This window comes from Streptomyces sp. NPDC058674, assembly GCF_042716505.1.
Classification (GTDB): Bacteria; Actinomycetota; Actinomycetes; order Streptomycetales; family Streptomycetaceae; genus Streptomyces.
The window spans coordinates 45,567-58,862 of record NZ_JBHXSC010000026.1; the positions used below are offsets into that span (position 1 = coordinate 45,567).

The 13,296-nt window shown below is 71.1% G+C and carries 11 protein-coding genes and 1 pseudogene; 1 reads left to right on the forward strand and 11 read right to left on the reverse strand.

What is annotated here, in order from left to right:
- Nucleotides 1-23: 23 nt before the first annotated feature.
- From ACFWU6_RS16110 to ACFWU6_RS16125, 4 genes and pseudogenes are all read right to left on the reverse strand, one after another.
- Nucleotides 24-2,237, reverse strand: coding sequence for a hypothetical protein (locus ACFWU6_RS16110; protein WP_383981550.1), 2,214 nt, complete (start codon nt 2,235-2,237; stop codon nt 24-26).
- A 181-nt stretch (nt 2,238-2,418) separates the two neighbouring features.
- Nucleotides 2,419-2,828, reverse strand: a pseudogene (locus tag ACFWU6_RS16115) (LysR substrate-binding domain-containing protein); the annotation flags it as partial.
- Nucleotides 2,829-3,247: 419 nt separating this feature from the next.
- Nucleotides 3,248-3,517: a hypothetical protein gene (locus ACFWU6_RS16120; RefSeq protein WP_383981552.1), complete on the reverse strand. Its 270-nt coding sequence runs from the start codon at nt 3,515-3,517 to the stop codon at nt 3,248-3,250.
- A gap of 58 nt (nt 3,518-3,575) precedes the next feature.
- Nucleotides 3,576-4,067: a hypothetical protein gene (locus ACFWU6_RS16125; protein ID WP_138899410.1), complete on the reverse strand. Its 492-nt coding sequence runs from the start codon at nt 4,065-4,067 to the stop codon at nt 3,576-3,578.
- A 219-nt stretch (nt 4,068-4,286) separates the two neighbouring features.
- On the opposite strand from ACFWU6_RS16125, the gene ACFWU6_RS16130 reads away from it, so the two are divergent.
- Nucleotides 4,287-4,448, forward strand: a complete 162-nt coding sequence (locus ACFWU6_RS16130) for a hypothetical protein (protein ID WP_350240895.1) — start codon at nt 4,287-4,289, stop codon at nt 4,446-4,448.
- Here ACFWU6_RS16130 and ACFWU6_RS16135 read toward each other — a convergent pair whose 3' ends face one another.
- The 7 genes from ACFWU6_RS16135 to ACFWU6_RS16165 form a co-directional block, all read right to left on the reverse strand.
- Nucleotides 4,449-4,637 carry a hypothetical protein gene (locus ACFWU6_RS16135; RefSeq protein WP_383981555.1) on the reverse strand — a complete coding sequence of 63 codons (189 nt, stop codon included), beginning with the start codon at nt 4,635-4,637 and terminating at the stop codon, nt 4,449-4,451.
- Between the two features lie 80 nt (nt 4,638-4,717).
- Nucleotides 4,718-6,856, reverse strand: a complete 2,139-nt coding sequence (locus ACFWU6_RS16140) for a chromosome segregation protein ParM (RefSeq protein ID WP_383981557.1) — start codon at nt 6,854-6,856, stop codon at nt 4,718-4,720.
- 78 nt (nt 6,857-6,934) lie between these two features.
- Nucleotides 6,935-7,351 carry a conjugal transfer protein TraB gene (locus tag ACFWU6_RS16145; RefSeq protein WP_383908811.1) on the reverse strand — a complete coding sequence of 139 codons (417 nt, stop codon included), beginning with the start codon at nt 7,349-7,351 and terminating at the stop codon, nt 6,935-6,937.
- Between the two features lie 23 nt (nt 7,352-7,374).
- Complete coding sequence (locus ACFWU6_RS16150) at nt 7,375-9,591, reverse strand: ATP/GTP-binding protein (protein WP_383981559.1); 2,217 nt, start codon at nt 9,589-9,591, stop codon at nt 7,375-7,377.
- A 131-nt stretch (nt 9,592-9,722) separates the two neighbouring features.
- Nucleotides 9,723-9,908, reverse strand: coding sequence for a hypothetical protein (locus tag ACFWU6_RS16155; protein ID WP_383981561.1), 186 nt, complete (start codon nt 9,906-9,908; stop codon nt 9,723-9,725).
- 119 nt (nt 9,909-10,027) lie between these two features.
- Nucleotides 10,028-10,504 carry a hypothetical protein gene (locus ACFWU6_RS16160; protein ID WP_383981563.1) on the reverse strand — a complete coding sequence of 159 codons (477 nt, stop codon included), beginning with the start codon at nt 10,502-10,504 and terminating at the stop codon, nt 10,028-10,030.
- A gap of 210 nt (nt 10,505-10,714) precedes the next feature.
- The gene (locus ACFWU6_RS16165) at nt 10,715-13,288 is read right to left on the reverse strand and encodes a hypothetical protein (RefSeq protein ID WP_383981565.1); all 2,574 of its coding nucleotides are present in this window, start codon (nt 13,286-13,288) and stop codon (nt 10,715-10,717) included.
- Nucleotides 13,289-13,296: the final 8 nt, after the last annotated feature.

Genomic DNA, 13,296 nt, shown 5'->3' on the forward strand with positions numbered 1-13,296 from the left:
CGCAGAGGGCGGCCCCGCCCGGTTCACAGATCCCAGACCTCCAACCTGCCTTCACTGCCGAGCATCGCCATCAGCCTGCCATCCCGTGCAATGGCCACGTCCACGTAGCGGCCTGACTGGCGCAGCTGGATCCCGCCGTCGATGGTCGGGCAGGACAGCCGGCCCCGCTTGAGAAAGAACAGAGTGCCTGTCTCGGTGCACAGCAGACGCATCCCGTGTGCACCCGCTGCTTCCCGGGCCTCCCGGTCCGTGAGCTTGCGGCGGTACACCTCCCTGCCGTCCTCTGTACTCCACACCAGCGCTTCCTCGAAGGTGACGCACCCGACGTGGCCGCCCGACGGGGAAACAGCCAGCTGACAGCCCGGACCCAGCATCTCTGACAGCTTTCTAAACACGCCGGTTCGGAAATAGGGCATGGAATTGGCCGTCTTCTTCCGCAGCGTCCGGTGATTCCTACGGTGGATGAACACTTCTTGCGAGCAAGCCATGGCGATCACCGACGCGTCGACGCTCACCGCGATGGTCGCCAATGAAGCAGGGCAGGGGAGATGCTCCATCGCAGAACCGTCCTCGAAACTGCGGACAGTCAGCGTCTTCCTGTCGTGCGTGGCGAACACCTCACCGCCGCTGGTGACCAGAAAATGCTCTTTGCCCTTGAAACGGACCGGATCCGATCGGAAGACCCCCGCATGCTGAGGGAAACGCATGATCTCCAGTTCTCTTGGCCAGGCACTCACCACACTGTGCGTCAGAGATGACACCAGTGCCTGATGGCCGACCCTGATGCGATCCGAACGGCCCTCCGCCCCGGGCAGAGGGCCTCCCTCGACGCTCCACCGCTGGACGCGACCCTGCCCGTCAACAACCACCACAGTGTGATCCGGGCCGAATCCGAGCACCGCCCGCTCGTCCCGCACCCCCGAGTCCGTCTCCCAGCGCCGCCGCCGCGGTTCCTGGTCGGGCACAAACCCGGTGGCAGGCCGGCTCCTTGCCGTGACAGGGGCACTGAATTGCGTCGTGAAGGAATCCCTTCCCGGCTCCAGAGGAGGCGGCCACGCCTCCCCACCTTGGTGCCTCGTCCGCGCCAGGACCTCACCCCCAGCGTGCGCCGCAAGCCGCACGAACCATCCGCGGCCCTCCTCGCCGATCCCGGTGTACGTCGTGAACAACAGGGCGCGCGCCATCAGCGAGAGCAGGAACTGCCTGTCCCAGGAGTCACGCCAGTGGCTCATTTCCTGCTGGGCGGTCACCGTCACCGCCTGCACCAGCATCTTTGCACGCGGCACGATGGAAGCGCCGTGTGTAGCATGCGGGGCCACGATGAAACGGAGCAGCGCGTGCCGTTGATCCGGCGGCAGTTCGTGCTCGACGAAGGGAATCAGTGCGGACAACAGCAAGGTCGCGACGTCACCGCCAAGGTCGGCGCGGGCGCTGAACGTGCACAGATCGATAAAACGATACTCCTCCGCCCGCACCTCCCCCTCCATGCAGGGCACCAGAATGTTGTCCAGATGCAGGTCGCCGTGACCCAGACCGCGCAGCACACGCAGTTCGGGATCCGGCAAGGCCGGGTGCCCGCCCTTGACCATCAGATACGGGTTGGGCAGCCGCATTCCGTCGCTGTACAGCCAGGGGGGTGCGGGGTCGAGAATGCCCAGAGACCTCGCCCACGCCTGGAGCGAGCCGCCGCCCGTCCAGGCGTCGTTCAACTCCTCGCGCAGGAACGCGGAGACCCTCACGGGCTCGGGGACAGCCTGCTCCAGGACCTTGGCGTTCCACTGAGACAGCAGCCCCCGGACCACCTGCTCGACCACCCGGGCCCTGTGCTGCTCCTCGAGGCCTCCCACGGTCGTCGCGTTCCACAGGCTCTTGCCTGCGATCTCCTGGAACATCAGCGTCCTGCCGTCCGACAGCAACACGGGCTGAAACAGCTGCTTGACCAGATGCTGGTAGGTGAAAGTCGCATCGGCCGTGCCAGCGGCCGCAGTAGCAGCGGCCTCGCGTCCGGGCGCACCCGCGGGAACGACCTTGAGAATGAGCTGCCGCGCACGCGGCGCAACCTCGATCGCCAGGAGAACAGCGTCGGTGTAGCTGCGGCCCTGCGCGGTCCACTCGGGTCGATACAGGTACAGATCCGTCCATGTATGCTTGACGGCCTGTCTTTCCAGCTCTTCGACGACCTCGGGCCCGCAGGTCTCCCGAATGAACCTGGCATCCTGGTCGGGGATGTTCAGCACAACTGGCCCTTCGTAGAGGAGCGGAAGACGCGACCAGGGTGCCAGTCCACCGCTGCCGCGGATGCAGAAACGGCCAGAACACCACGGGCCTTGACCAGTCACAGCCCGAACTGGTCCGCGTCCTTGAGAACAACGGCTTGACGATGTCAGGGATTCGGTACGGCAGCCGGTACCGCTCGGGTCACGGCAACCTGGGGCGAGCGTGTGGCTCTTCGCTCCGGATAGTTGTGGCGTCGCTCTGAAGCTGGGCCAAGACGGTCCGGACGGCTCTTCGTGCGGTGCGTTCGGGGTGGTAGAGGGCGTCGATGTGGCGGTGGGCGTGTACGCCGCTGGGTGTCCTGAGGACCATGTCGGGGTGGGGGCGGGTGGTCCAGCGTGGCATAGAGCGAGTCCGCCTCCGGTGGCGACGGCTTCGGCGACGAATTCGTTGATGCGCTGGCGGATGAGGAGTCGGCGGTCTGCGGCGGCGCTGATGGCTTCGATGGTGGCCATGAGCGGGAATCCGTCATGCACGACGTTGTCGGGTTCGTCGCCGTAGTCGTCGCCCGCCGGGGTGGGGGCGGGGAGCGTGGCGTGCAGGTGGAGCGCGGGGCTGAACTGGTACTGCGGCGGGTGGTTGTGGACGATGGGCCGCAGGCTCAGGCCGCGCAGGGCGAAGATGCTGGCCAGGGCCCACATGAGGGCGGCGAGCCCGGTGGCGGCGGCGCGCCCTCCGGCCGGGGCGGTGGACCAGATCATGGCGAGGGTTCCGATGCCGAACAGCAGCCAGGCGATGTGGGGACCGGCGTTGCCGAAGAACCCGCCGACCAGGCCGAGTAGGCCGGTCAGCTGCCAGAACGCGTACAGGGCGGCCGGGGCGACGGCCAGGTGCGCGGCCTGGTCGGCGAGGAACACGCGCACGGGGTGGTCGACCGTGCTCCACAGGCCGCTGCCGTCGCCGCCGCTGGTGGCCGGGACGGCGGACAGGCCCTTGAGCGGGGCGTCGGCGATGTTGCCGGCGGCGTCCAGCATCATGACGATGAGGCTGAGCCCGCCGAACAGTACGGCCGCCTTGATCCAGTTGGCGACTCGTGCCAGCTGCTGTGCCGGACCTGGAAGACCTCCTCCCACCGCTGGTAGAGGAAGCCGCCCTCCTCCCACGACTCCTTCCACGCGGCGCGCAGCCACGCGAGCCGCCCGGTGCCGTTCTCGGGGGCCGGAGGCACGGGCGGCAGCTGGTTGAGGAGGTCGAGGAAGGACGGGTTGTCCTGGCCGTTGACGGGCTTGTCGTTGTGGGTCATGGCGTAGCTGCTCCTTCTGTGAAGGGTTCGGTGAGCGGTGCGGGCTGGCCGGAGCCGGTCAGCGGATCTCGTTGCGGGTGCGGGCGAAGAACGCGCCGCGCGTGGTGCTGTTGTTGTGGATCTCGGTGTGGTGGGTGACCGGACCCTCGAAGACGTTCTTGGTGACGGCCGCGCGGGCCTTGCTGATCGCGCCGCCGATGGCGGTGGCGGCCATGGCCAGGCCCGCGAACGGCAGGGTGACCATGAGGACGCTGTTCAACGTGACGGAGGCCAGGCCCTGGAGCACGAGCCAGGCGCCACAGCCGATGCCGGTGATCCCGGCGCCGACGCCGATGGAGGCCACCGCGATCCCGGCCGCCCAGGCCGGGACGATCCGGTGGTCTTCCTGCTTCACGGGCGGGGTAGTGCCGAAGGCCGGCGGCTCGGTCTCGTCGCGGAACGAGGTGGGGTGGTGGAGTACGGGCTTGGCCGCCCAGGCGTCGATCAGGCGGCGGGCTTCGGCCGCGGCCTCGGACTCGGGCATGCCGTGCTGGGTGTGCAGGGGGTCCATGGGGTGTTCTCCGATCACGCGGAAGGGGAGCGCCCTCCTGGCCGTGGTGGCCGGGGGGCGCGTGGGGGAGGGGCGCGCGACGTCGAAGGGCGTCGCCGGAGCGTGTCCGGCGGCGCCCTTCGGCGTTGCGTAGCAGGGGAGTTGAGGCTGGCGGGTGGGTAGGCACCGCACACGCGCTGCGGGCATCCTCGGACCAGCAGGCGTCGGGAAGGGGTTGGGGTGGAGTTCGTCTTCCAGTGCGGGTGGTGCGACGGAGACAACTTCTTCGTGGGCAGGCAGGTCGGCTTCTGGGTCGACAAGTGGGAGGTGCCCTCGGAGTGGGACTGCCGCTTCTGCGACGGGCTCAACTACACGCCGGACCCGCCCTGGGAAGAGGCGTAGTCAGAAGCTGGAGATCAGTCCGGCGAACGAGGCGAGGCCGCTGTTGATGGCCGGGGCCAGGCCGGTCGCGGCGAGGGTGAAGCCGAACAGCGTGCAGGCCAGCGCGGAGCCGACGCGGACATTGCCGCCCTTGATCAGGACGAAGATGATGATGCCCATCAGCACGGCGGCGGAGATGGAGAGGGCCACGGTGGTGGTGCTCCTTCACAGGGGATCGGGTGGGGCCGGCCGCGCTCGGGCAGGCCGGCCCCGGGGATGGGTGGGTGTGATCAGGCGTCGGTGAGGCTCTTGATGGCCTCCAGCGCCTTGCGGGCAGAGACGACCTCCTGGCGACTGTCGCCCTTGGAGCCGCGGCCGCCGCCGCCCTTGCCGCCGCCGCCACGGAGGCGGAAGCTGCCGTCGTCGCCGCCTTCCTCGTCACCCTTAGGCTCGGGCCAGAACTCGCCGGGTCGCACGGGCTCGTTCCAGTCGAACCACAGGCCGCGCTTGGTCAGCTCGCTGATCTCGTGGTCGGTGAGCTGGTTGACGACCTCGGGGAACAGCTCGGCGAGGTCGGTGTCGAAGTCCGCGTACAGCGACCGCATCAGCACCGCGCGGCCGTTGTCCATGACCATGATGGCGACGCCGCCGGTGGAGACGCCGTTCTCCGGGTCGGCCTCGCCGCGCATGGCCCGCTCGATCGCGGAGCCTTCCTGCTGGGCGTAGCGGGCAGGGATGGTCGGGACGTCGTAGGCGTTCTCCATCGTGCCTTCCGCCGCCTTGCGGGTGGCGCCGGGCGAGCCCATGTTGAAGATGGTCGGCCGGCTGTTCTGCCGGAGGTTGTCCTTCATCTCGGTGGAGAAGCCGTTGTGCGCGAACGGCGACTGGCCGGCCGGGTTGAAGCCGATGCCGTACTTCAGGCCGGTGACGGTGAGGTCGTCGCCGTCGGTCTGGATGAACTCGCCGAAGTCGCCGTCCTGGGCCGCGGTCATGAACTCGTCCGCGAAGACGTTCAGCTGCCGGTAGGGGCAGCGGGAGTCTCCGGGCTTGTAGTCGTGCGGCTGGCCGTCGTGCGGCCAGGGCATGTCCGCGCGGATCTCGCACAGCGCCTTCGCCGCGCGCAGGGAGCGGGCCATCCACAGGGCGTTGGAGCCCTGCCGGTCGATGTACCGGCCGAGCACGGTGGTCTTCTCGTCTTTGCGGACGGTGGAGAGCCACACGACCTGGCCGGCAAGCGACATGGCGGCCATGTCGATCGCGAAGAACTGCGTCTTCCCGGACCGGGACACGCCCAGGATCAGCCCGTGCCGGGCGGCGTTCTTGTCGTGCTGGAACACCATGTTCTTCACCGGCTGGCCGGTGATGGTGTACCCGCACACGTACATGCCCTTGGCGTCCGGGGTGAGGAGCTCGCGGGTGGCGGGGAAGATCGCGGACAGCGGGGGCTTGTCGAAGGCGCTGATGAGGAACTCGGTGCCGTCGATGAGGACGAAGACGCAGGAGTCGTCCTCGGGCAGGCCCAGGCCGCGGCAGACCTTGGCCAGGTCGATGCCCGGGGTGGTGGTGGCGTCGGCCATCTTCGCCCGGTAGAAGGTGACCCCGCGGACTTCGTCCCGGGTGCGGTGGACGAGCTCGGAGCCGGGGGCGCCGCCCTTGGGTCCGCCGACCTTGTCCGTCCAGCGCTCCTCGGGGGTCGGCTTGGTGCGGCGGCGCTGGTTGGCGTCGGGGGTGATGTGGGCCTCCAGCCAGCCCGGCCCGCCCTGCCGGCCGGGCTGGACCGCGACGTCCACGAGAACGACGTCGCGGGCGGGCACGCCGAAGGGGGCGGCGACCGCGGTCTCGGACAGTCCGGTGATGGGCCGTCCCGGCTCCGAGGCGCGCAGCAGGAGCGTCATGTCGTGCTGCATCCCGGGGTGCCGGGTGGCCTTGACGATGTGGGTGCGGGCCGGGCTCCCGGCCTGCTCCCACATCATCCGCGCGTCGCGGGTGAGCAGGTCGGCGCCGTCGTCGACCAGCTTCGGAGCCTCTTCCGCGACGATCTCGGGCGCCGGGTGCGGGGCCGGGGCGGCGAGGGCGGGGCGATGGCGGCTGCGGGCGTGCCGGGAGAACGGCATCACCAGGTAGCCGGCCGCCGCCCATCCGGCGGCGAGCAGCCCGTCCATCCACCACGGTCCCCAGCCGGTGGTGGTCTTGGCGGTGACGTCGATGGCGGCGGCCAGGACCAGCGGGGACCAGCGCAGGATCTTGCGTCCGGCGCCGTGCGCGTCGCTCTTGGCGGCCAGGATCCAGCCGCCGATCCCGGCCGCGCCGGCCAGCTGCACGATCTGGTTCACGGGGCTGTCGGGATAGACGTTGGGTGCCACGGCCAGCACGGGCGCGGCGAGGGTGTAGGCGAGGCGTTCGAGCACGACACTGCGCGGCGTGGACACCGGGTTCTCCTTCGGGAACGGGGACGGGCGGCCCCGCAGAGGTGCGGGGCCGCCCGTGGCGGTGGGGGAGGGGAGCGGTCAGCGGTTGAAGAAGCCCGGCCGGGGGGTCTTCTCGCGCCGGTTGGAGCGGATGTCGTCCAGCGCCCCGTACAGCCGGGAGTGGGTGCGCTTGGCCTCCCAGGTGAGGTCGGCGGTCTCCTGCGCGCTGTCGCACAGCCGCTTGACCTCCACGGCGGCGCCGCCCAGGGCCACCGACACGAGGTTGGTCACTTCCACGAACTTGGCGTCCAGGTCGGCGTTCTCGATGTCGCCGGCGACGTCGTGGGTGTGGGCCGCGTTGGCCTTCATGCTGCGCCGCAGCGCCTCGAGTTCGAGGCCGGCGTCGTCCATGGCCTTGCCTAGCTTGTCCAGCTTGCTCTGGACGGACTTGTAGCGGTTGTCGCCGTCGGCCGGAGCCGCGGCCGTGCCGGTACTGCGGGGTGCGAGGTCACTCATCAGAGAAGGTCCCTTTCTGGTTTCTAGTCGTGGTGGGCGGCGGCCGACACGGACGCCAGGCCCGCGTCTTCCTTGGCGTCCATGTCCTCGCCATAGACGCGTGCGACCTGGGTGGCCGCGAGCTTGGCGGCCTCCCTGGCGATACCGCACTGCTCGGCGCACCGCTGGGCCTGCCCCTTCATCCGGCCCGCCGTCTCGGCGAGGTCGGCGATCAGTTCGGTGACGGCGGCGGACACGTTGTGGTCGTCGGCCAGGTCGGCGGCCATCTCCGCCAGAGCGTCCGCGACCCGGCCGAGCGCCTCCCTCAGCGCCTCGGCGCGCTCCTCGTCGGAGGCGGACTTGATGGCGATGTTCGCCATCTCGACCAAGAACTCGTCGAACGTGATGTCCGTGCGGTGCTGGGCAGCCAAGTTGCCCTGCGTGGACGGCCTGCTGACCTGTGCGCTGCTCACGCTGCTCCCTTCCGTGGCTGTCGGTCGGCTGGTGCCGGGACGTTCGGTGTGCGGCTCCGGGGCGGGCGGCAGGCCCTTGACGCCGGCCGTCACCGCGGCCGGACCGTCAGGGACGATGTCCGCGTCGACGATGCCGTCCCCGGCGCCGGCCCCGGCGGGGCGCGGCGGTCGGCTGGGGTGATCGGGCCACTCCACCGTCGGGGTGGGCGGCGGCCCGAACCGGCCCTCAGAAGACCGCCGTCCGCGCCGGCCTTCACGGCGGCCGGTACGCCCCGCCCCGCGGGTGCGACCCCGCCGTCCGGCCCGGCCCGAGCCGTCGGAACGGCGCCGGAACCGGCGGAACCGGCGGCGCTTCTTCGACCCGTCAGACGGCTCGTCACCGGCCTTGGACTCCTTGCCGGACTCATCGCCCGCCGGGGTCGCCTTCCCGTCGCCAGCAGCCCCGTCAGGGCCGTCCTTGGGGTCCTTCTTGGCCTTGTCGTCCGCGTCCGTGCCGGTGCCCATGGCCTTGTCGTCCTTGGTCTTGTCGTCCTTGGCCTTGTCCTTGGTCAGGTTCACCTTCTCCGTGCCGGCCTTGTCGGCCGTCGCGTCGGCGCGGCGCTTGTCCCAGCGGCGCTGGGCTTCCTCGCCGATGGCCTTGCCCAGCGTGGTGCGGCCCGCGTCGGCCGACGCCGCGGCTTCCCGCTTCGCCTTCCGTGTCGCCTCCCGCTCCGCCTTCTTCGCCCGGCGGTCCTGCCATTCCTGCTGCCGGTTGGCGCGCGCCTGGTCCCGGTTCTTGCTCCGGTCGGCGACGCCGGCGGTGTGACCGGCGCTGCGGCGTTCCTGGCGTCCGGCCTGCCGGGTAGAGGCGCGATCGGCGCGGCCGCGGGCCTGCTCCGCACGGGCGTTGGACGCCGGACTGTGGTGCTGGGCCCGGCCACCGTCGCCCTTGTGGCTGCCGCTCCTGCCGGAGCCGCCAGAGCCGCTGTGAGAGCCCTTCGACCCCCCGCCGGACCCGGCGTGCCCCGAACCGGCGGAACGGCCGCCAGAGGACCGGTCAGGGCCCTTCGCGCCGCCCTTGCCGCTCCCGGCCGCCCCGGACCCCGAACGCCCAGCGGATCCGCCGGAGTTCGAGCCGCGCGACCCGGGCCCCTTCGCGCCGGGCCCCGTTCCGGCTCCCGAGCTGTTGCGGGACCCGCCGCCACCGCTGCCGCTCCCGCCGCGTGGGGATCCGCCGCCGCCGGCCTTCGAGCGGCCCTTGTCCGCTCCGAGCCCGGAGCTGGGCGACTTCATGCGGTCGGCGTCGGCCTTTCCGCGTGCCGCCGCCTTGTCGCCCTTCGCTTTCATCATCGCGGTGTGGAGCTTTCCGTTCTGCTCCATCATCGCGACTTCCTGTGCGGTGCGGCCCTCCAGCAGCGCGGCCTTCCGCGCTATTTCAGCCTCACGGAAAGGCGCTTCGCTTTCGTGGTTGTACCGCGCCATTTCGAGCCGGAGTTCCAACCAGTCACCGAGACGGTCGGCGAGGGAACGAGGCTGGACGTATTCGCCTTCCTCGTATTCACCCTCTTCTTCCGTGTATTTCGGCGGGGCGAATCCGTCCGAGCGCAACGCCGTGGCCGGGTCCGGCGCGGCCGGAATCGCCGGAAGTTCCATCGTGGTTTCTTCCGGCGTTTCCGGCGGCGCGGCGGGAATGTCTTCCGGCGTCGGAATGGTGTCGGCGAAGTCGGGGATGGGCGGCGGGGCGTACGAGGGCTCACCGCTCCAGGGGCCACGGACCAGGATCCCGTTCGGGTCGTCCACATCGGACACGGTGCACCTCCCTCCAGAGGGCTTGACAGCGGGTGGGGTCTCGTGTGCACGCGTGTGCACGTGCACGTGTGCACGCATTACGCGAGGCGAAGGCCCCGCCGGCGTCCGGCGGGGCCTTCGTTGGTGGGTGTTCAGCGGCGCGGGTCGTGCTGCTCCAGCACCTGGTCCGCGTACTGCATGAGGTGGTTCCACAGCCTCGCGTCGCCCTCGGCCCGCTTGTCGATCGCGAGCTTGAAGAGGCGGCAGACACTCGTGAAACCGCGGATGACGTCGGCACGTCCGGCCCTGACGTCCTGGGTGATTCGGGTTCGAGTCACGCGGAGCCAGAATTCCATCCGGCCCAACTCGCCGCGACTTTCGATTGCCCTGCGCTCTTCATCCTGCAGCCAGCCGTTCCGCCCCTGAATGGAGCGCTCCGTGCTGCTGAGAGGGCGCGTCACGCCGACTCCCTGTTACCCATGTCGTAAATCGACGTGGGGCCACCATAGCCGGAATTCCGGCTGGGCGCACCCTGCTGCGGCGGATTCTGCGGGGCGGCCTGGAGCGGCGGGGCGTTCTTGCGCTTCTTTTCCAGCTCCTTTTCCTTCCTCTTCTTGGCGGTATTCGAGACCGCCTCGTCGTGGGCGCGGCGCTTGAATGCGCTCTTTTCCAGGCCCTTGGTGACGCCCTCGACGTGCTTGAGGACGTCCTTCAGCGCCCGTTCCACGGGCTGGGCGCGCATCCAGGCGTCGAACCAGCGGTCGCCTTCGACGTGGGTGTCGCGGCAGTGGACGCGGGTCTCCAGGGCCAGCGCCTCCAGGTTCCTGCCGATGTCCAGCAGGACCCGCTGAACGTCGGCCAGGTACCGGGCGGTCGCCTCGGGGCTCTGCGCCACATCGCGCAGGGGTGCGTGATTCGGGTCGTTGCTGTGCATGCGGAAGACCTCCAGGTCTCGGGGTGGGGAGGAGATGTCCTTGGTCCCCGAGGCTTTTGCGCGGGGTGGGGTGGGACTGGGTTCGTGCCTGGCCCGCTGTCCCCACTCGGGGCGGGGCGGGCGAGCGGCCTGCCGGCCGTGGCCGTCACCGGACCGCGCTCGGTGGGCGAGCGCGGTCCGGGGGCGACCATGTGCGGCAGGGCGGTCCGGTCAGCGGTCCGTGTGCTGCTTGAGGGCGACGGCGATCTGTCCGGCGCGGTCCGTGGCGATGGTGCCGCCCTCGGTCCGGACCGCCTTGGCGATGTTGGTCCGGTTCAGCGGCTCGTTCGCGGTCCGGAGCCGGTCCAGCGCGGTCCGCTCCAGGTCCGTGAGCGTGATGACCGTGAGGTCCGGACCGCCGTCCTCGCCACGGTCCGGACCGTCGACCTCGTCCGGTGCTTCCTGGTCGGACGGTCCGGTGCGGTCCGGCTCCCACGGTCCGGTAGCGGCGTCGGCGGTCCGGACCGTCACCCCGCGCGCGGCCGATGCGCCCTGGGCGGCGGGCACGGTCCGGGGGCCACGGTCCGGACCGGGGCCGGTCAGCAGGTCAGCGCCCTGCGGTCCGGCCGGACCGGCCTCCAGAGCAAGCGCCGGTCCGCCGGTCCGGTCCGTGGCTCCAGCGGTCCGGACCGGACCGTGGACCGCGCTCCGCTCGCCCGGACCGGACCGGACCGCGTACCCGCCGTGCTGGACCGGACGGACCGGAACCAGGCTTTCCATCGGTCCGTACCGGTCCGTGCGGGTCAGGGTGAGGACGGTGGGGATGGCGGCCGGTCCGTGATCGTCGGCCCGGACCCGGGGGACGACGACCCTGTGCAGGGCCAGACCGGTCCGAGCCGCCTTGCGGTCCGCGAGCTCCGCGCCCGCTGCGGTCCAGGCCCGGTCCAGCGTGGTCAGGCGCGGGTCCGTGATCGCGAGCGACCATGCGGTGAAGGAGTGGACCGGGTATCGGAACCAGCGGACCGCCCCGATCGACGGGCGGGCCTTGGCGACCCTGCCGTCCTCACGGAGCTTGCGGCGGTGGATCAGCGAGGCGTACAGCTCCCACAGCACCATCCCCACAATGCTCATGGCGGCGAACGCCACCGCCTTCGGGGTGAAGTGCCAGTAGGTGATCTGCTCCGTCCAGATCTCCGCCTTCGCGTCCCAGACCCGGCTGCCGGGCACCGGCTCACCAGAGGCGTGCCAGAAGTTCATGACCGCGGCGCCCAGAGCGAAGATCCACGTGCTGACGCGGTAGAGGGTTCCGGCGTCGCCACCCTGGCGGGCCTGGTGGTACATCCAACCCACGAACGCCGTCGACAGCTCCCACGCGGCGGCGAACAGGATCGTGAACGGGACGACCCAGCCGAGGATGTCCTCGGCGAACCCGGCCTGGCCCGTCCACGCGACAGCCATCGGGGCGGTGATCGGACCGATCACCATCAGGCGCTCGGAATTGACCTTCACGAACTTCTTGACCCGGTCGGCCACGGCTGGCTTCCCGGCGCGGTCCGCGGCCCGCAGCTCCCGGACCTTCGCCCTGCGGGCCTCCTTCGCGTCCCGGCGCTCCCCCTTGGCCTCGAGCTTGAGGCGCTTGCGCTCCAGGGCCCGCTCCGTGCGGTCGGTGGCGCGCTTCATCTGGGCGGCGGCTTCGGCCACCATGTCGTCGGCGGCCTTCAACGTGACGTCCGCGTCCGCTTCCCGCAGCCGGGCCTGCGCCAGCGCCTGCTCGGCCTCCTTGAGGTCCGCGTCCCGCTTCGTGCGGGCGGCGGCCACAATGCGGCCGGCCTCCTCGCGGGCGGTGCGCGTCAGACGGTCGGCGTCCTCGGCCGCCGTCGCCCGCAGCCGGCCGATGTCCTCCTTGGCCAGCGTCCGCGTACGCGCCGCATCCGCACGGGACGCCTCCCGCTCGCGGGTGGCGTCCTCCCGCAGCTCGACTGCCGCCTTCTCAGCCCCGGCCTTCACCTGCGCGGCCTGGGCGCCCGCGCTCTCGCGCAGCCGCTCGGCCTCGCCCCGAGCCTGCTGAAGGAGCTGGTCGGCGTCGGTGGTGGCGCGGGTGCGGGTCTCCACCGCGGTGCGCTCTGCAGCCGCGAGCAGCTCGGTGCGCACCGTCTCCGCGTCGGCGAGGGCCTTCGCGGCGGTCTGAGCGGCCTCGGTTCGGACCTGCTCCGCCTGCGCGGCCGCCGTGGCGGCAACCTCCTGCGCCTGGCGGCGGGCGTCGGCGAGCAGCTGATCCGCCGTCGCGTCGGCAGCGGCGAGGACCTGGTTGGCCTCACTGGCCGCCGTCGCCGTGACGGTGTCGGCGTCGCGGCGCGCGTCGGCGAGCAGCTGCTGCGCCGTCGCTTCGGCGGCGGCGCGGACCTGCTCCGCGTCGGCAGCCGCGGTGCTCGCGGCATCCGTGCGAACCTGGTCGGCGTCAGCTTGGCTGGCGGCGAGTACGCGGGCCCGCTCGGTCGTGGCGGCCTCGGCGATCAAGGCCGCCTCGGCGCGGGCTCCGTTCAGCATCTCAGCGGCGCGCACCTCCCCGTCGGCGAGGATCCGCGCGACATCGCTGGCGGCCAGGTCCCGGAGGTCGGCGGCACGGTCGGCGGCGTCGGCCACGACCGGGTCGGCCTCCTCGACCACCAGCGGCGCAATGTCCTTATCGGCGGCCTGGGCGGAGACAGAGGCCGGCGCCGCGGTCGTCTTAGCGCGCCCATTGGCGCGGGGCTTCGCTGCCAGGGCGCTCTGGCGCCTGCGGCGGGTGGCGGTCTTGGGGGCCACGAGGGTGT